27 protein-coding genes and 1 pseudogene are annotated in these 15,094 nt (G+C 66.6%); all 28 read right to left on the bottom strand.

Annotated features, from left to right (window positions below; translation table 11 throughout):
• A pseudogene (locus ABZ948_RS26795) lies at positions 1-99 on the bottom strand (dTDP-4-dehydrorhamnose 3,5-epimerase); the annotation flags it as partial.
• 54 nt (positions 100-153) lie between these two features.
• Positions 154-1,176, bottom strand: coding sequence for a DNA-directed RNA polymerase subunit alpha (locus ABZ948_RS26790; protein ID WP_003966937.1), 1,023 nt, complete (start codon positions 1,174-1,176; stop codon positions 154-156).
• Between the two features lie 251 nt (positions 1,177-1,427).
• Positions 1,428-1,832: a 30S ribosomal protein S11 gene (gene rpsK / locus ABZ948_RS26785; protein ID WP_003956432.1), complete on the bottom strand. Its 405-nt coding sequence runs from the start codon at positions 1,830-1,832 to the stop codon at positions 1,428-1,430.
• A gap of 64 nt (positions 1,833-1,896) precedes the next feature.
• Entirely contained in the window at positions 1,897-2,277 is a 381-nt protein-coding gene (gene rpsM, locus ABZ948_RS26780; RefSeq protein ID WP_010036675.1) for a 30S ribosomal protein S13, read from the bottom strand.
• Positions 2,278-2,477: 200 nt separating this feature from the next.
• The gene (rpmJ, locus tag ABZ948_RS26775; RefSeq protein WP_004984509.1) at positions 2,478-2,591 is read right to left on the bottom strand and encodes a 50S ribosomal protein L36; all 114 of its coding nucleotides are present in this window, start codon (positions 2,589-2,591) and stop codon (positions 2,478-2,480) included.
• Positions 2,592-2,650: 59 nt separating this feature from the next.
• On the bottom strand, positions 2,651-2,872 hold the full coding sequence (gene infA / locus ABZ948_RS26770; RefSeq protein ID WP_003948620.1) for a translation initiation factor IF-1: 222 nt from the start codon (positions 2,870-2,872) through the stop codon (positions 2,651-2,653).
• A 241-nt stretch (positions 2,873-3,113) separates the two neighbouring features.
• Positions 3,114-3,950, bottom strand: a complete 837-nt coding sequence (gene map / locus ABZ948_RS26765) for a type I methionyl aminopeptidase (protein ID WP_359763588.1) — start codon at positions 3,948-3,950, stop codon at positions 3,114-3,116.
• Positions 3,951-4,080: 130 nt separating this feature from the next.
• Complete coding sequence (locus tag ABZ948_RS26760; RefSeq protein ID WP_359763587.1) at positions 4,081-4,743, bottom strand: adenylate kinase; 663 nt, start codon at positions 4,741-4,743, stop codon at positions 4,081-4,083.
• Positions 4,743-6,056 (bottom strand): preprotein translocase subunit SecY, encoded by a 1,314-nt coding sequence (gene secY / locus ABZ948_RS26755; protein WP_359763585.1) that lies wholly within the window; start codon positions 6,054-6,056, stop codon positions 4,743-4,745. Before secY ends, ABZ948_RS26760 begins: the two co-directional genes overlap by 1 nt.
• Before the next feature lie 235 nt (positions 6,057-6,291).
• Positions 6,292-6,747: a 50S ribosomal protein L15 gene (rplO, locus tag ABZ948_RS26750; RefSeq protein WP_359763583.1), complete on the bottom strand. Its 456-nt coding sequence runs from the start codon at positions 6,745-6,747 to the stop codon at positions 6,292-6,294.
• A gap of 2 nt (positions 6,748-6,749) precedes the next feature.
• Entirely contained in the window at positions 6,750-6,932 is a 183-nt protein-coding gene (gene rpmD / locus ABZ948_RS26745; RefSeq protein WP_003974250.1) for a 50S ribosomal protein L30, read from the bottom strand.
• A gap of 2 nt (positions 6,933-6,934) precedes the next feature.
• A complete protein-coding gene (rpsE, locus tag ABZ948_RS26740; protein WP_004984517.1) occupies positions 6,935-7,540 on the bottom strand; it encodes a 30S ribosomal protein S5 in 606 nt (201 codons plus the stop codon).
• Positions 7,541-7,583: 43 nt separating this feature from the next.
• Positions 7,584-7,967: a 50S ribosomal protein L18 gene (rplR, locus tag ABZ948_RS26735; RefSeq protein ID WP_010036704.1), complete on the bottom strand. Its 384-nt coding sequence runs from the start codon at positions 7,965-7,967 to the stop codon at positions 7,584-7,586.
• A gap of 3 nt (positions 7,968-7,970) precedes the next feature.
• A complete protein-coding gene (gene rplF / locus ABZ948_RS26730; protein ID WP_031118788.1) occupies positions 7,971-8,510 on the bottom strand; it encodes a 50S ribosomal protein L6 in 540 nt (179 codons plus the stop codon).
• A gap of 23 nt (positions 8,511-8,533) precedes the next feature.
• Complete coding sequence (rpsH, locus tag ABZ948_RS26725) at positions 8,534-8,932, bottom strand: 30S ribosomal protein S8 (protein ID WP_003992367.1); 399 nt, start codon at positions 8,930-8,932, stop codon at positions 8,534-8,536.
• A 213-nt stretch (positions 8,933-9,145) separates the two neighbouring features.
• Positions 9,146-9,331, bottom strand: a complete 186-nt coding sequence (locus ABZ948_RS26720; RefSeq protein WP_003956452.1) for a type Z 30S ribosomal protein S14 — start codon at positions 9,329-9,331, stop codon at positions 9,146-9,148.
• 5 nt (positions 9,332-9,336) lie between these two features.
• Entirely contained in the window at positions 9,337-9,894 is a 558-nt protein-coding gene (gene rplE / locus ABZ948_RS26715) for a 50S ribosomal protein L5 (RefSeq protein WP_031118789.1), read from the bottom strand.
• Positions 9,894-10,217, bottom strand: a complete 324-nt coding sequence (rplX, locus tag ABZ948_RS26710) for a 50S ribosomal protein L24 (RefSeq protein WP_010036713.1) — start codon at positions 10,215-10,217, stop codon at positions 9,894-9,896. Before rplX ends, rplE begins: the two co-directional genes overlap by 1 nt.
• 2 nt (positions 10,218-10,219) lie before the next feature.
• Positions 10,220-10,588: a 50S ribosomal protein L14 gene (rplN, locus tag ABZ948_RS26705; protein ID WP_003998823.1), complete on the bottom strand. Its 369-nt coding sequence runs from the start codon at positions 10,586-10,588 to the stop codon at positions 10,220-10,222.
• Positions 10,589-10,692: 104 nt separating this feature from the next.
• A complete protein-coding gene (gene rpsQ / locus ABZ948_RS26700) occupies positions 10,693-10,980 on the bottom strand; it encodes a 30S ribosomal protein S17 (protein ID WP_010036717.1) in 288 nt (95 codons plus the stop codon).
• Entirely contained in the window at positions 10,980-11,204 is a 225-nt protein-coding gene (gene rpmC, locus ABZ948_RS26695) for a 50S ribosomal protein L29 (RefSeq protein ID WP_010036720.1), read from the bottom strand. Before rpmC ends, rpsQ begins: the two co-directional genes overlap by 1 nt.
• The gene (gene rplP, locus ABZ948_RS26690; protein ID WP_004984526.1) at positions 11,204-11,623 is read right to left on the bottom strand and encodes a 50S ribosomal protein L16; all 420 of its coding nucleotides are present in this window, start codon (positions 11,621-11,623) and stop codon (positions 11,204-11,206) included. The genes rpmC and rplP overlap by 1 nt, the downstream gene beginning before the upstream one ends.
• Positions 11,624-11,628: 5 nt before the next feature.
• On the bottom strand, positions 11,629-12,453 hold the full coding sequence (rpsC, locus tag ABZ948_RS26685) for a 30S ribosomal protein S3 (RefSeq protein ID WP_030233882.1): 825 nt from the start codon (positions 12,451-12,453) through the stop codon (positions 11,629-11,631).
• Positions 12,453-12,800 carry a 50S ribosomal protein L22 gene (gene rplV, locus ABZ948_RS26680; protein WP_010036727.1) on the bottom strand — a complete coding sequence of 116 codons (348 nt, stop codon included), beginning with the start codon at positions 12,798-12,800 and terminating at the stop codon, positions 12,453-12,455. Before rplV ends, rpsC begins: the two co-directional genes overlap by 1 nt.
• A gap of 44 nt (positions 12,801-12,844) precedes the next feature.
• Positions 12,845-13,126: a 30S ribosomal protein S19 gene (gene rpsS / locus ABZ948_RS26675; protein ID WP_004984529.1), complete on the bottom strand. Its 282-nt coding sequence runs from the start codon at positions 13,124-13,126 to the stop codon at positions 12,845-12,847.
• Between the two features lie 12 nt (positions 13,127-13,138).
• Positions 13,139-13,975 carry a 50S ribosomal protein L2 gene (gene rplB / locus ABZ948_RS26670; protein WP_142193687.1) on the bottom strand — a complete coding sequence of 279 codons (837 nt, stop codon included), beginning with the start codon at positions 13,973-13,975 and terminating at the stop codon, positions 13,139-13,141.
• Between the two features lie 40 nt (positions 13,976-14,015).
• The gene (gene rplW / locus ABZ948_RS26665) at positions 14,016-14,435 is read right to left on the bottom strand and encodes a 50S ribosomal protein L23 (protein ID WP_010036733.1); all 420 of its coding nucleotides are present in this window, start codon (positions 14,433-14,435) and stop codon (positions 14,016-14,018) included.
• Positions 14,435-15,091 carry a 50S ribosomal protein L4 gene (gene rplD, locus ABZ948_RS26660; protein ID WP_031118792.1) on the bottom strand — a complete coding sequence of 219 codons (657 nt, stop codon included), beginning with the start codon at positions 15,089-15,091 and terminating at the stop codon, positions 14,435-14,437. The genes rplW and rplD overlap by 1 nt, the downstream gene beginning before the upstream one ends.
• Positions 15,092-15,094: the final 3 nt, after the last annotated feature.

The raw sequence follows: 15,094 nt of genomic DNA, 5'->3' as shown, positions 1-15,094 counted from the left end.
CGCGTCGTCGGTCAGGGCCATGAAGGCGTGGCCGAGGCCCTCCGAGAGGAACACCGCATGCCGGGTGTCGTCGTCGAGCCGGGCCGCCTCCCACGGCGCCCCGACAGGGGCGCGGGGAACTGCGCGACCAGCCACAACGGACCGGCAGCCGAATCAGTACTGCTCGGTCTCCACGAAACCGGCGTCAGCATCGTCATCGGCACCGAACGCGTCCGCGGCGGCGGTCGGGTCGAACCCGGGAGGCGAGTCCTTCAGCGCCAGGCCCATACCCGCCAGCTTCGCCTTGACCTCGTCGATCGACTTCGCACCGAAGTTGCGGATGTCGAGCAGGTCCGCCTCGGAACGCGCCACGAGCTCACCCACGGAGTGGATGCCCTCGCGCTTGAGGCAGTTGTAGGAGCGGACCGTGAGCTCCAGCTCCTCGATCGGCAGCGCCAGGTCGGCGGCCAGGGCGGCGTCCGTCGGGGACGGGCCCATGTCGATGCCCTCGGCGTCGATGTTCAGCTCGCGGGCGAGACCGAACAGCTCGACCAGGGTCTTGCCGGCGGAGGCCATGGCGTCACGCGGACGCATCGCCTGCTTGGTCTCGACGTCGACGATCAGCTTGTCGAAGTCGGTCCGCTGCTCGACACGCGTGGCCTCGACCTTGTACGTGACCTTGAGCACCGGCGAGTAGATCGAGTCGACCGGGATCCGGCCGATCTCCTGGCCGACCTGCTTGTTCTGCACGGCGGAGACGTAACCGCGGCCGCGCTCGACCGTCAGCTCCATCTCCAGCTTGCCCTTGCCGTTGAGCGTGGCGAGGACGAGGTCGGGGTTGTGCACCTCGACACCGGCCGGGGGCGCGATGTCGGCGGCGGTGACCAGACCCGGGCCCTGCTTGCGCAGGTACATCACGACCGGCTCGTCGTGCTCCGAGGAGACGACCAGCTGCTTGATGTTGAGGATCAGGTCGGTGACGTCCTCCTTGACGCCCGGCACGGTGGTGAACTCGTGCAGGACACCGTCGATGCGGATGCTGGTGACAGCCGCACCGGGGATGGAGGACAGCAGGGTCCGGCGGAGGGAGTTGCCGAGGGTGTAACCGAAGCCCGGCTCCAGCGGCTCGATCACGAACCGGGAGCGGAACTCGTCGACGACCTCTTCGGTCAACGAGGGACGCTGAGCGATCAGCATGTGTGGATCAGATCCTTCAGTCGGGGGCGCCCGCTATTTGACGCCCGACTTGAACCGTCCCCGACAGAAAGGGACGGGTACTGCAAGGGTACGGGCGATACGGCCCGAAGGAGCCGTACCGCCCGAAAACCGTGAGCCCGAAGGCGCCGCGTCAGACGCGACGACGCTTCGGCGGACGGCAACCGTGCTGCGACATTGCGGGGGGCGACCCCCGCACCCCCAGCAGGATGCCGACCAGCGAAGCCGATGCGTCAGACGCGACGACGCTTCGGCGGACGGCAGCCGTTGTGCGGGGTCGGGGTGACGTCCTGGATGGAGCCGACCTCGAGGCCCGTGGCCTGCAGGGAACGGATCGCGGTCTCACGACCGGAACCCGGGCCCTTCACGAACACGTCGACCTTGCGCATGCCGTGCTCCTGGGCGCGGCGGGCAGCCGACTCGGCGGCCATCTGCGCGGCGAACGGCGTGGACTTCCGGGAGCCCTTGAAGCCGACGTGGCCGGCGGAGGCCCAGGAGATCACGTTGCCGGACGGGTCCGTGATCGAGACGATCGTGTTGTTGAACGTGCTCTTGATGTGCGCGTGGCCGTGAGCGACGTTCTTCTTTTCCTTGCGGCGCACCTTCTTGGCAGCGCCCTGACGTCCCTTGGGGGGCATCTATAACTCCTACGGGAGGTGGTCGGTCCTGCAGCGAAGACCGCTGACGAGCGTCCGCTGAGGACTACTTCTTGCCCGGCTTCTTCTTGCCGGCGATGGCGCGACGCGGGCCCTTGCGGGTACGCGCGTTGGTGCTGGTGCGCTGACCGCGGACGGGCAGACCACGACGGTGGCGCAGACCCTGGTAGGTACCGATCTCCACCTTGCGGCGGATGTCGGCCTGGATCTCGCGACGGAGGTCACCCTCGGTCTTGATGTTGTTGTCGACGTACTCGCGAATCGCGACGAGCTGCTCCTCGGAGAGGTCGCGAACGCGGGTGTTCGGGTCGACGCCGGTCGCGGCCAGCGTCTGCTGCGAGAGGGTCCGGCCGATGCCGAACACGTAGGTGAGGGCGATCTCCACGCGCTTGTCGCGCGGGATGTCAACACCGGAAACGCGTGCCATTCAATGGCTCCAGTTGCTTGTCGGAGGTCTTCCACAGGACCGACTCCCAGCCGCCGTACCAGGTACGAACTGGGTCCCCGGCCTCCGAACCGGGGGTGTCAGACGAACAGCCGTCCGCCTGGGCCCTGCGTATGAACATATTCAGCTCGCGTCGCGCGAATCTCTGCGAAGTCGGTGCAGAGGGAGCGATCGATCGTGCGTCAGCCCTGGCGCTGCTTGTGGCGCGGGTTCTCGCAGATGATCATGACCCGGCCGTGACGGCGGATCACCCTGCACTTGTCGCAGATCTTCTTGACGCTCGGCTTGACCTTCATGGGTGTGAGGTTCTCCGGGTCAGTGCCACCACCCCGGCAGGCCGGGGCACAGGCAAGATCTACTTGTAGCGGTAGACGATCCGGCCACGCGTCAGGTCGTACGGAGACAGCTCCACCACGACCCGGTCGTCAGGGAGGATGCGGATGTAGTGCATACGCATCTTGCCGCTGATGTGTGCCAGGACCTGGTGGCCGTTCTGGAGCTCGACCTTGAACATGGCGTTCGGCAGAGACTCGACGACAGTGCCCTCGATCTCGATGGCACCTTGCTTCTTGGCCACGCTTCGCCCTTCGAATCGACTACCTTGATCGACTCAGTGCGAGCGCATGCAGACATGCGGATGCACAAGAGCCGACGAGTCAGTCTACGTCAGGGCCCCCGGAAACACGAATCGAGAGAGTCTGCCCCTGCGGGCAGATCTTTAAGCGCCCCTTCAGGGGCGCGGGGAACTGCGCGAACGACCACGACGAACCCGCAGCCGCCGGGACGACCGGACCGCCCACCTCAAAGGGCGGCGGCGCTCAGCCCAGCGGATCGGGAGCCGCGACGACCCCCAGCTCGGCGAGCTTCGCCTTCCCCCCGTCGGGAGCCGTCAGCACCAGCGGCCCCGCCTCGGTCAGCGCAACCGAGTGCTCCCAGTGCGACGACCACGTACCGTCCGTCGTGACGACCGTCCAGTCGTCCTGGAGGACCTCCGTCTTCGGCGTCCCGAGCGAGACCATCGGCTCGATCGCGAGGCAGAACCCGGGCACCAGCTTCGGCCCCTTGCCCCGCCGCCGGTCGACGTAGTTCAGCAGGTGCGGGTCCATGTGCATCTCGGTGCCGATGCCGTGCCCGCCGTAGTCCTCGATGATCCCGTACTTGCCGCCGCCCGGCTTGGGCTGGCGGCGGATGTACGTCTCGATCGCCCGGGAGACGTCGACCAGGCGGTTGCCCTGCTTCATGGCCGCGATGCCGGCCCACATCGACTCCTCGGTCACCCGGGAGAGCTCGATCAGCTCCGGGGCGTGACCGGAGCCGACGAAGGCGGTGAAGGCCGCGTCGCCGTGCCAGCCGTCGATGATCGCGCCGCAGTCGATGGAGATGACGTCCCCGTCCTTGAGGACGACGTCGTCGGAGGGGATGCCGTGGACGACGACCTCGTTCACGGACGTGCAGATGGTCGCCGGGAAGCCGCCGTAGCCGAGGAAGTTCGGCTTGGCGTTGTGCTCGGCGAGCACCTTGCGGGCGACCTGGTCCAGATCCTTCGTCGTGGCCCCGGGGACGGCGGCCTCGCGGGTCGCCGCGTGGATGGCGGCGACGACCAGCCCCGCCTCACGCATCTTGGCGATCTGCTCGGGGCTCTTGATCTGCACCATGGGGGCTACGGCCTTTCTGGACCTTCAGCGAGTACGGACGCCTTCAACGATACGGGGCCGCACGAGGGGCCCCGCCCGCACAGCAGCCGCGGCCCCCGAGGGGACCGCGGCCGTAGCTGCGTACGAACGACTACTTGTCGCCCTCGCCACGCTTGAGCGCCTCCATGGCGCGCGTCGTGACGTCCTCCACCTTGCCGAGCGCCGAGATCGTGACCACCAGGCCCTGCGCCTTGTAGTAGTCGATGATCGGCTCGGTCTGGGTGTGGTAGACCTCCAGCCGCGTCCGGACCGTCTCCTCGGAGTCGTCGTCCCGCTGGTAGAGCTCGCCGCCGCAGACGTCGCAGACGCCGTCCTTGGCCGGCTGCTTGTACGTCACGTGGAAGACGTGCGACGAGTCGTTGCGGCAGATGCGGCGGCCGGCGATCCGCTTGACCACCTCGTCCTCGGGGACCTCCAGGTCGAGCACGGCGTCGAGCTGCATGCTCTCGGTCTCGAGCAGCTCGTCCAGCGCCTCGGCCTGGGAGACGTTGCGGGGGAAGCCGTCCAGCAGGAAACCGTTCTCGGCGTCCGGCTGCTCCATGCGGTCCTTCGCCATGGCGATGGTGACCTCGTCGGGCACGAGGTTGCCCGCGTCCATGTAGGACTTCGCCAGTTTGCCGAGTTCCGTCTGCTGGCTGATGTTGGCCCGGAACAGGTCGCCCGTGGAGATGTGCGGGATCGACAGGTTTGTGGCCAGGAACGCGGCCTGCGTTCCCTTCCCGGCGCCCGGCGGCCCGACGAGGACGATTCGCATCAGCGGAGGAACCCTTCGTAATTGCGCTGCTGGAGCTGGCTCTCGATCTGCTTCACCGTCTCGAGGCCGACACCCACGATGATCAGGATGCTGGTCCCGCCGAACGGGAAGTTCTGGTTTGCCCCGAAACCAGCCAACGCCATCGTTGGCACGAGAGCGATCAGCCCCAAGTACAGCGAACCCGGCCAGGTGATCCGGTTGAGCACGTACGAAAGGTACTCAGCGGTCGGTCGGCCAGCCCGGATGCCCGGGATGAAGCCACCATACTTCTTCATGTTGTCCGCGACTTCCTCGGGGTTGAACGAGATGGCCACGTAGAAGAAGGCGAAGAAAATGATCAGGAAGAAGTAGAGGACGATGTGTGCCGGGGCGTCCGGCAGCGCGAGATTCTTCTCGATCCACACCTTCCAGCCGGAGTTTCCGCCGGCGAACTGCGCGATCAGCGCCGGGATGTAGAGCAGCGACGAGGCGAAGATCACAGGGATGATGCCGGCCTGGTTGACCTTCAGCGGGATGTACGTCGACGTACCGCCGTAGGAGCGGCGGCCGATCATGCGCTTCGCGTACTGGACCGGAATGCGGCGCTGGGCCTGCTCGACGAAGACCACGAGACCGATCACGACGAGACCGACCGCGACGACCGTGCCGAACTCGATCCAGCCGTCGGCCAGGGAGCCCTGCTCCTTGATGGCCCACAGGGCGGACGGGAAGGTGGCGGCGATCGAGATGAACATCAGGATCGACATGCCGTTGCCGATGCCGCGGTCGGTGATGAGCTCACCGAGCCACATCACGGCGGCCGTACCGGCGGTCATGGTGATGACCATGGTGATGGTGACGAAGATCGACTGGTCGGGGACGATCTGGCTGGCCACCGGGCAGCCCTGGAACAGGGCGCCGCTGCGGGCGGTGGCGACGAGGCCGGTGCCCTGGAGGATGGCGAGAGCGATCGTCAGGTAGCGGGTGTACTGCGTGATCTTCGCCGTGCCGGCCTGGCCCTCCTTCTTCAGGGCTTCCAGGCGCGGGATCACCACGGTCAGCAGCTGCAGAATGATACTCGCCGTGATGTACGGCATGATGCCCAGCGCGAAGATCGTGATCTGCAGCAGCGCGCCGCCACTGAACATGTTGACCAGCCCGAACAGGCCCTGGTTGGCCTGGGCCGCGTCGATACAGGTCTGGACGTTCCGGTAGTCGACGCCTGGGATCGGGATGTGCGTACCGACCCGGTAGACCACGATGATGCCGAGCGTGAAGAGCAGCTTCTTGCGCAGGTCGGGCGTCTTGAACGCCCGGGCGAACGCGGTGAGCACGGTGCCTCCTGCGACCCCCGCGCAACTGCGTCAAGGGTGACGGTCTTGAGGTTCGACGAATAAGTAACGGTCAACTGCCGCTCAGAGTGCCCGAAGTGAAGCACCCTGTGAAAAGAGGGCAGTGCAGGCCACCTTACCGGCGAGACTGCCGCCCTAGGAACGACCAACCGGGGATACCCCATTTGTGGGGTATCCCCGGTCGGGACCGCTCAGGTCATCGAGACGCCTGTGAGGTTCAGACGAGCTCGGTGACGGAACCGCCGGCGGCGGTGATCTTCTCCTTGGCGGAGCCGGAGACGGCGTCGACCGTCACCTGCAGCGCCACGGAGACCTCGCCCTGGCCGAGCACCTTGACGAGGCTGTTCTTGCGAACGGCGCCCTTGGCGACCAGGTCCTCGACCGTGACCTCCCCACCCTCGGGGTAGAGGGAGGCGAGCTTGTCCAGGTTCACGACCTGGTACTCGGTCTTGAACGGGTTCTTGAAGCCCTTCAGCTTCGGGAGGCGCATGTGGAGCGGCATCTGGCCACCCTCGAAGCGCTCCGGAACCTGGTAACGGGCCTTCGTGCCCTTCGTACCACGACCGGCCGTCTTACCCTTCGACGCCTCACCACGACCGACACGGGTCTTGGCGGTCTTGGCGCCGGGGGCGGGACGGAGGTTGTGGATCTTCAGCGGGTTCTGCTCCGCCATGATCAGTCGACCTCCTCGACCGTCACGAGGTGGCGGACGGTGTGCACCATGCCGCGGAACTCGGGGCGGTCCTCCTTGACGACCTGCGTGTTGATCCCCTTGAGACCAAGGGAACGCAGGGTGTCACGGTGGTTCTGCTTGCTGCCGATGTAGGACTTGACCTGCGTGATCTTGAGCTGCGCCATGATCACACACCTGCCCCGGCACGAGCGCGCAGCAGAGCCGCGGGGGCGACGTCCTCGAGCGGCAGACCACGGCGGGCCGCGATCTCCTCGGGACGCTGCAGGCCCTTCAGGGCCTCCACGGTCGCGTGCACGATGTTGATCGCGTTGTCGGAGCCGAGCGACTTCGACAGCACGTCGTGGATACCGGCGCACTCGAGCACGGCACGCACCGGACCACCGGCGATAACACCGGTACCGGGCGACGCGGGCTTGAGCAGCACGACGCCGGCAGCCTTCTCACCCTGGATGGGGTGCGGGATGGTGCCCTGGATGCGGGGGACCTTGAAGAAGTGCTTCTTGGCCTCCTCAACGCCCTTGGCGATGGCGGCCGGCACCTCCTTGGCCTTGCCGTATCCGACACCCACGGTGCCGTCACCGTCGCCCACCACGACCAGCGCGGTGAAGCTGAAGCGACGACCACCCTTCACAACCTTGGCGACGCGGTTGATCGCGACGACGCGCTCAACGTACGCGGTCTTCTCGGCGGCAGCTGCGCCGCCGTCACGGCCCTTCCGGTCCCGCCGCTCGCCGCCACCGGCACCGCCACCGCGGCGCTGGGGTCCAGCCATTGGAATTACCTCTCTCTGTCTCCGCTAGCTACGGAACCAGGACTCAGAACTTGAGTCCGGCCTCGCGGGCGGCGTCCGCCAGGGCGGCGATGCGCCCCGCGTACTGGTTACCACCACGGTCGAACACGACGGCCTCGACACCGGCGGCCTTGGCACGCTCGGCGACCAGGGCGCCGACCTGCTTGGCCTGCGCGGACTTGTCGCCCTCGCCACCGCGGATCGAGCTGTCCAGGGTGGACGCCGACGCCAGGGTGTGGCCCTTCAGGTCGTCGATCACCTGCGCCACGATGTGGCGGTTGGAGCGGGTCACGACCAGACGGGGACGCTCCGCCGTACCGTTGATCCGCTTGCGGATCCGGATGTGACGGCGCTTGATCGCGGCGCGCTTGTAGGCGTCGCCCTTCAGGATCTTCTGCCCGTATGCCATGGCTTACTTACCCGCCTTTCCGACCTTGCGGCGGATGACTTCGCCCTCGTACTTGACGCCCTTGGCCTTGTACGGGTCGGGCTTGCGCAGCTTGCGGATGTTGGCCGCAACCTCGCCGACCTTCTGCTTGTCGATGCCCTCGACCGAGAAACGGGTCGGGGTCTCCACCTTGAAGGTGATGCCCTCGGGGGCCTCGACCAGGATCGGGTGGCTGTAGCCCAGGGAGAACTCCAGGTTGGAGCCCTTGGCCTGGACGCGGTAACCGACACCGCTGATCTCGAGCTTCTTGACGTATCCCTGGGTCACACCGGTGATCATGTTCGCCACCAGCGTGCGGGACAGGCCGTGCAGGGCCTTGCTCTGCCGCTCGTCGTTCGGGCGCAGCACCTGGAGGGTGCCGTCCTCGCCCTTAGCGATGTCGATCGGCGCGACAACGGTGTGGGTCAGTTCGCCCTTGGGGCCCTTGACCGAGACCGTACGGCCGTCGATGGTGACGTCCACGCCGGCGGGAACCGGGATGGGGAGCTTGCCGATACGCGACATTGTGTCTCTCCTCCGTTCCCGAATTACCAGACGTAGGCGAGGACTTCCCCACCCACGCCCTTCTTCTGCGCCTGCTTGTCGGTCAGGAGCCCGTGGGACGTGGAGATGATGGCCACGCCCAGGCCGCCCAGAACCTTCGGCAGGTTGGTGGACTTCGCGTACACCCGGAGACCGGGCTTGGAGATCCGCTTGATGCCCGCGATGGAGCGCTCACGGTTGGGGCCGAACTTCAGCTCCAGGACGAGGTTCTTGCCGACCTCGGCGTCCTCGACCTTCCAGCCCGTGATGAAGCCCTCCTGCTGGAGGATCTCCGCGATGTGCGACTTGATCTTCGAGTGCGGCATCGCCACGGAGTCGTGGTACGCCGAGTTCGCGTTCCGCAGACGCGTCAGCATGTCTGCGATCGGATCAGTCATGGTCATGAATTGGCCTTCGGCCTCTCTCGCCGGGGTTTCCTGGTGCGCCATCCCTCTCCCCGATCCGAGACGGGACGGGTGCGGCGCGGTGGACCTACGGCGTAGTAAGTCTTAAGGGCGGCGGCAGACGCCCAACCCCACAAGCCTAAGGCATGTGGGCTGGACGTCCTGCCGCCCCAGATGCTTACCGAGAGCCCTGTGAATCCCTGATTGGGGGGATTACCAGGAGCTCTTGGTCACGCCCGGCAGCTCGCCACGGTGAGCCATCTCACGAAGGCACACGCGGCACAGGCCGAACTTGCGGTACACGGAGTGCGGACGACCGCAGCGCTGGCAACGGGTGTACGCACGCACGCCGAACTTGGGCTTGCGGGCAGCCTTCGCGATCAGAGCCTTCTTCGCCATCTCGCTCACGCCTCCTTGAAGGGGAAGCCGAGGTGACGGAGGAGCGCGCGGCCCTCAGCGTCGTTGGTCGCCGTGGTGACCACGGTGATGTCCATACCCCGGACGCGGTCGATCTTGTCCTGGTCGATCTCGTGGAACATGACCTGCTCCGTGAGACCGAAGGTGTAGTTGCCACGGCCGTCGAACTGCTTGGGGGACAGGCCGCGGAAGTCGCGGATGCGCGGGAGCGCGAGCGACAGGGTGCGGTCCAGGAACTCCCACATGCGGTCGCCACGGAGCGTGACGTGGGCACCGATCGGCTGGCCCTCACGCAGCTTGAACTGCGCGATGGACTTGCGGGCCTTGGTGACGGCCGGCTTCTGACCGGTGATCGTGGTGAGGTCGCGGATGGCGCCCTCGATCAGCTTGGAGTCGCGGGCGGCGTCGCCCACACCCATGTTGACCACGATCTTGACGAGACCGGGGATCTGCATGACGTTCTCGTACTTGAACTCGTCACGCAGCTTGCCCGTGATCTCCTCACGGTACTTCTGCTTCAGACGCGGAGTGGTGGTGGTCGCCATCAGATGTCCTCACCCGTCCGCTTGGCAACGCGGATCTTGTTGCCTTCGTCGTCGAAGCGGTAACCGACGCGGGTCACGACCTTCTTGCCGTCCTTCTCCACGACCAGCTGGACGTTGGAGACGTGGATCGGCGCCTCGGTGGTGACGATGCCGCCGGCCTGCGAACCGCGAGCCGTCGGACCGGCCTTGGTGTGCTTCTTGACCCGGTTGACACCCTCGACCAGGACACGGTCCTCGCGGGGGAAGGCCGCGATGACCTTGCCCTGCTTGCCCTTGTCCTTACCGGTGATGACCTGGACCAGGTCGCCCTTCTTGATCTTCATGCTCACAGCACCTCCGGCGCGAGGGAGATGATCTTCATGAACTTCTTCTCGCGCAGCTCACGGCCGACCGGGCCGAAGATACGGGTGCCACGAGGGTCGCCGTCGTTCTTCAGAATGACGGCGGCGTTCTCGTCGAAGCGGATGTACGAGCCGTCCGGACGGCGGCGCTCCTTGACGGTGCGAACGATGACCGCCTTGACGACGTCACCCTTCTTCACGTTGCCACCGGGGATCGCGTCCTTGACGGTGGCGACGATGACGTCACCGATACCCGCGTAGCGGCGACCGGAGCCGCCGAGCACACGGATGCAGAGGATCTCCTTCGCACCCGTGTTGTCGGCGACGCGCAGTCGCGACTCCTGCTGGATCACGTCTATCTCCTGGTTGTCTGCCGGTTCCCGGGGAGAAGCGTGAAGGAATCACGCTTCTCCCCGAGCCTGGCGGAACGATTCCTAGGGAGTCCCCCTAGGAGGGATTACTTGGCCTTCTCGAGGATCTCGACGACGCGCCAGCGCTTGGTCGCGGACAGCGGCCGGGTCTCCATGAGGAGGACGCGGTCGCCGACACCCGCGGCGTTCTGCTCGTCGTGGGCCTTGAGCTTGTTCGTACGACGGATGACCTTGCCGTACAGCGCGTGCTTGACGCGGTCCTCGACGGCGACGACGACGGTCTTGTCCATCTTGTCGCTGACGACCAGACCCTCACGGGTCTTGCGGAAACCGCGGTCCGTCTTGGTCTCTTCAGTCACGTTGCTCTCGCTCATCAGGCGCTCTCCACCGTCTCGATGCCCAGCTCGCGCTCACGCATCAGGGTGTAGATCCGCGCGATGTCCTTGCGGACGGCCTTGAGCCGACCGTGGTTCTCGAGCTGACCCGTCGCCGCCTGGAAGCGGAGGTTGAACAGCTCTTCCTTGGCCTCGCGGAGCTTGTTGAGGAGCTCCTCGTTGCCCAGCTCGCGCAGCTCGGACGCCTTGGTACCGGCCGACATCACGCTTCACCTGCCTCGCGCTTGACGATCTTGCACTTCATCGGCAGCTTGTGAGCCGCACGGGTCAGGGCCTCGCGCGCGATCTTCTCGTTGGGGTACGACAGCTCGAACATCACGCGTCCGGGCTTGACGTTGGCCACCCACCACTCCGGCGAACCCTTACCGGAACCCATGCGGGTCTCGGCCGGCTTCTTGGTGAGGGGGCGGTCCGGGTAGATGTTGATCCAGACCTTGCCACCACGCTTGATGTGACGCGTCATGGCGATACGAGCGGCCTCGATCTGACGGTTCGTCACATACGCCGGGGTCAGCGCCTGGATGCCGTACTCGCCGAACGCAACCTGCGTGCCACCCTTGGACATGCCGTTGCGCTTGGGGTGGTGCTGCTTGCGGTGCTTGACCCTACGGGGGATCAGCATGTCGGTCAGGCCTCCGTTCCGGTGCTCTCAGCCGGAGCGGCGGACGCGGGAGCCTCGGCCTTGGGGGCCTCGGAACCAGCGGCCTGCTGCGGCTTGCGACCGCGCCGCTCGCCACCGCGGCCACCACGGGCCGGGCGGTCGGCGCCACCGCGGGCCGGGCGGTTACCCGCACGGGCGGCAGCGTTCTCGGCGCGGACCTCGGCGATGTTCTTGACGTCGCCCTTGTAGATCCAGACCTTCACGCCGATGCGGCCGAAGGTCGTCTTGGCCTCGAAGAAGCCGTAGTCCACGTTCGCGCGGAGCGTGTGCAGGGGCACGCGGCCCTCGCGGTAGAACTCCGAGCGGGACATCTCGGCGCCACCGAGGCGGCCACCGCACTGGATCTTGATGCCCTTGGCGCCGGCCTTCATCGCCGACTGCATGCTCTTACGCATGGCGCGGCGGAAGGAGACGCGGGAGGAGAGCTGCTCGGCGACGGCCTGGGCAACCAGCTGAGCGTCCGTCTCGGGGTTCTTGACCTCGAGGATGTTCAGCTGGACCTGCTTGCCCGTGAGCTTCTCGAGGTCACCGCGGATGCGGTCGGCCTCGGCGCCACGGCGGCCGATGACGATGCCCGGACGAGCGGTGTGGATGTCCACACGCACGCGGTCACGGGTGCGCTCGATCTCGACCTTGGAGATGCCGGCGCGCTCCATGCCGGACGTCATCATCCGACGGATGGCGACGTCTTCCTTGACGTAGTCCTTGTACAGCTTGTCGGCGTACCAACGCGACTTGAAGTCGGTCGTGACACCGAGCCGGAACCCGTGCGGGTTTACCTTCTGGCCCATTACCGGGTTCCTTCCTTGCTGCTGACGACCACGGTGATGTGGCTGGTCCGCTTGCGGATCCGGTAGGCACGGCCCTGGGCGCGCGGACGGAACCGCTTCAGGGTCGGGCCCTCGTCGACGTAGGCCTCGGAGATGTAGAGGCTGTCGACATCGGTGTGGTCGTAGTTGTGCGCGGCGTTGGCGATGGCGCTGTCCAGCACCTTGCCGACCGGCACGCTCGCGGCCTGCGGGGCGAAACGCAGGACCGCCTGAGCCTCCGTGGCGTTCAGGCCACGGATGAGGTCCACCACACGGCGGGCCTTCATGGGCGTGACGCGGATGTACCGCGCCTGGGCCCTGGCTTCCATGGTTGTCCCTTCGATGTTTGTCATGGTCATTCGCACCCCGCTGACTAGCGGCGCTTCGACTTCCGGTCTTCCTTGACGTGGCCCCGGAAGGTGCGGGTCGGCGAGAACTCGCCGAGCTTGTGGCCGACCATCGACTCGGTGACAAACACCGGGATGTGGGTCTTGCCGTTGTGCACCGCGATCGTGTGGCCGAGCATGGCCGGGACGATCATCGAGCGGCGGGACCAGGTCTTGATGACGTTCTTGGTGCCGGCTTCGTTCTGGGCGTCCACCTTCTTGATCAGGTGGTCGTCGACGAAGGGCCCCTTCTTCAAGCTACGAGGCATCTCAACCCGTCCTTAGCGCTTCTTGTTCGTCTTGCGGCGGCGGACGATGTACTTGTTCGACGCCTTCTTGGGCGAACGAGTACGGCCTTCCTTCTTGCCCCACGGGGACACAGGGTGGCGACCACCGGAGGTCCGGCCCTCACCACCACCGTGCGGGTGGTCAACCGGGTTCATGACCACACCACGGACGGTCGGGCGGACGCCCAGCCACCGCTTGCGGCCCGCCTTGCCCCAGTTGATGTTGCTCTGCTCGGCGTTGCCGACCTCGCCGACGGTGGCGCGGCAGCGGACGTCGACCAGGCGGATCTCACCGGACGGCATGCGCAGGTGGGCCATCTGGCCCTCCTTCGCGAGCAGCTGCACCGAGGCGCCGGCGGAGCGGGCGAACTTCGCGCCGCCGCCCGGACGCAGCTCGATGGCGTGCAGCGTGGTACCGACCGGGATGTTGCGCAGGGCGAGGTTGTTGCCCGGCTTGATGTCGGCCCCGGGACCGTTCTCGACGCGGTCGCCCTGGTTCAGGCCACGCGGCGCGAGGATGTAGCGCTTCTCGCCGTCCGCGTAGTGCAGGAGCGCGATGCGCGCGGTGCGGTTGGGGTCGTACTCGATGTGCGCGACCTTCGCCGGCACGCCGTCCTTGTCGTGACGACGGAAGTCGATCACGCGGTAGGCGCGCTTGTGGCCACCACCCTGGTGGCGGACGGTCACACGACCGGAGTTGTTACGGCCACCCTTGCTGTGCAGGGGGCGGACCAACGACTTCTCCGGCGTGGACCGCGTGACCTCGACGAAGTCGGCGACGCTGGAGCCGCGACGGCCCGGCGTAGTCGGCTTGTACTTGCGGATTCCCATTTCTCAGTCCTCGTCCGATATCGGACGATCCGGACCGCCCTCAGGCGGTCGGACCGCCGAAGATGTCGATACGGTCGCCCTCGGCGAGGGTCACGATCGCGCGCTTGGTGGACGCACGCTGGCCGAAGCCGGTGCGGGTCCGCTTGCGCTTGCCCTGGCGGTTGATCGTGTTGACCCCGGTGACCTTGACCGAGAAGACCGCCTGGACGGCCTGCTTGATCTGGGTCTTGTTGGCGCTCGGGTCGACGATGAACGTGTACTTGCCCTCGTCGAGGAGCGCGTAGCTCTTCTCGGAGACGACCGGCTTGAGCAGCACGTCACGGGGGTCCGTGAAGGACTTGCTCAGCGGGGTCTCGACGGTGTTCTTGCCCTCGGCGGCGTGGCGACGCGCCTTGGCGACGCGAGCGGCCTTGGCCTTCTTCGCCGCCTTGGAGGCGATTGCGGGGTGACGGATAGCCATCAGACCTCGCTCCCTTCGGTGTCATTGGCCTTCGGGCCCGACACGAAGGACTCGAAAGCGGCCTTGGTGAAGACCACGTCGTCCGAGACGAGAACGTCGTACGTGTTCAGCTGGCCCGGCTCCAGGATGTGGACCTGGGGCAGGTTGCGGGCGGACAGCCACGCGGCCTCGTCGGCGCGGTCGACGACCAGGAGCAGGTTCTTGCGCTCCGAGATCTTGCCGAACAGCGTCTTGGCGGCCTTCGTCGACGGGGTCTCACCCTCGACGACGCCGGAGACGACGTGGATGCGGTTGTGGCGGGCCCGGTCGGTGAGGGCGTGACGCAGGGCGGCAGCCTTCATCTTCTTCGGGGTCCGCTGCGAGTAGTCACGCGGCACGGGACCGTGCACGACGCCACCACCGGCGAACTGCGGCGCGCGGGTCGAACCCTGACGGGCGCGACCGGTGCCCTTCTGGCGGTACGGCTTCTTGCCACCGCCGCGGACCTCGCCACGGGTCTTGGTCTTGTGCGTGCCCTGACGGGCCGCGGCCAGCTGCGCGACGACGACCTGGTGGATCAGCGGGATGCTGACCTTCTCGACGTCGAAGATCTCCGCGGGGAGCTCGACGGAACCGGCCTTGTCGCCCGCCGGCGAAAGGATGTCAACAGTGCTCATTAC

It is taken from the genome of Streptomyces olindensis (genome assembly GCF_040645895.1).
Taxonomy (GTDB): Bacteria; Actinomycetota; Actinomycetes; order Streptomycetales; family Streptomycetaceae; genus Streptomyces; species Streptomyces olindensis.
Note: the sequence above shows the minus strand (reverse complement) of the source record. Positions and strands in the feature narration are given on the sequence as shown.

Coding starts and splice junctions, on each gene's coding strand:
- rpmJ (WP_004984509.1), bottom strand. CDS start 2,591: ATGAAGGTCAAGCCGAGCGTCAAGAAGATCTGCGACAAGTGCAGGGTG.
- rplR (WP_010036704.1), bottom strand. CDS start 7,967: ATGGCATACGGGCAGAAGATCCTGAAGGGCGACGCCTACAAGCGCGCC.
- rplE (WP_031118789.1), bottom strand. CDS start 9,894: ATGGCGACCACCACCACTCCGCGTCTGAAGCAGAAGTACCGTGAGGAG.
- rpsE (WP_004984517.1), bottom strand. CDS start 7,540: ATGGCTGGACCCCAGCGCCGCGGTGGCGGTGCCGGTGGCGGCGAGCGG.
- rpsK (WP_003956432.1), bottom strand. CDS start 1,832: ATGCCCCCCAAGGGACGTCAGGGCGCTGCCAAGAAGGTGCGCCGCAAG.
- rplV (WP_010036727.1), bottom strand. CDS start 12,800: ATGGAAGCCAGGGCCCAGGCGCGGTACATCCGCGTCACGCCCATGAAG.
- rplB (WP_142193687.1), bottom strand. CDS start 13,975: ATGGGAATCCGCAAGTACAAGCCGACTACGCCGGGCCGTCGCGGCTCC.
- map (WP_359763588.1), bottom strand. CDS start 3,950: ATGGTGCAGATCAAGAGCCCCGAGCAGATCGCCAAGATGCGTGAGGCG.
- rpsS (WP_004984529.1), bottom strand. CDS start 13,126: ATGCCTCGTAGCTTGAAGAAGGGGCCCTTCGTCGACGACCACCTGATC.
- rplO (WP_359763583.1), bottom strand. CDS start 6,747: ATGGCGGAGCAGAACCCGCTGAAGATCCACAACCTCCGTCCCGCCCCC.
- ABZ948_RS26760 (WP_359763587.1), bottom strand. CDS start 4,743: ATGCGAATCGTCCTCGTCGGGCCGCCGGGCGCCGGGAAGGGAACGCAG.
- rpmD (WP_003974250.1), bottom strand. CDS start 6,932: ATGGCGCAGCTCAAGATCACGCAGGTCAAGTCCTACATCGGCAGCAAG.
- rpmC (WP_010036720.1), bottom strand. CDS start 11,204: ATGTCGGCCGGTACCAAGGCGTCCGAGCTGCGCGAGCTGGGCAACGAG.
- rpsQ (WP_010036717.1), bottom strand. CDS start 10,980: ATGAGCGAGAGCAACGTGACTGAAGAGACCAAGACGGACCGCGGTTTC.
- rpsM (WP_010036675.1), bottom strand. CDS start 2,277: ATGGCACGCGTTTCCGGTGTTGACATCCCGCGCGACAAGCGCGTGGAG.
- rplW (WP_010036733.1), bottom strand. CDS start 14,435: ATGGCTATCCGTCACCCCGCAATCGCCTCCAAGGCGGCGAAGAAGGCC.
- rpsC (WP_030233882.1), bottom strand. CDS start 12,453: ATGGGCCAGAAGGTAAACCCGCACGGGTTCCGGCTCGGTGTCACGACC.
- ABZ948_RS26790 (WP_003966937.1), bottom strand. CDS start 1,176: ATGCTGATCGCTCAGCGTCCCTCGTTGACCGAAGAGGTCGTCGACGAG.
- rplF (WP_031118788.1), bottom strand. CDS start 8,510: ATGTCGCGTATCGGCAAGCTCCCCATCCCGGTTCCCGCCGGCGTGGAC.
- rplX (WP_010036713.1), bottom strand. CDS start 10,217: ATGAAGATCAAGAAGGGCGACCTGGTCCAGGTCATCACCGGTAAGGAC.
- rpsH (WP_003992367.1), bottom strand. CDS start 8,932: ATGACCATGACTGATCCGATCGCAGACATGCTGACGCGTCTGCGGAAC.
- rplD (WP_031118792.1), bottom strand. CDS start 15,091: ATGAGCACTGTTGACATCCTTTCGCCGGCGGGCGACAAGGCCGGTTCC.
- ABZ948_RS26720 (WP_003956452.1), bottom strand. CDS start 9,331: ATGGCGAAGAAGGCTCTGATCGCGAAGGCTGCCCGCAAGCCCAAGTTC.
- rplP (WP_004984526.1), bottom strand. CDS start 11,623: ATGCTGATCCCCCGTAGGGTCAAGCACCGCAAGCAGCACCACCCCAAG.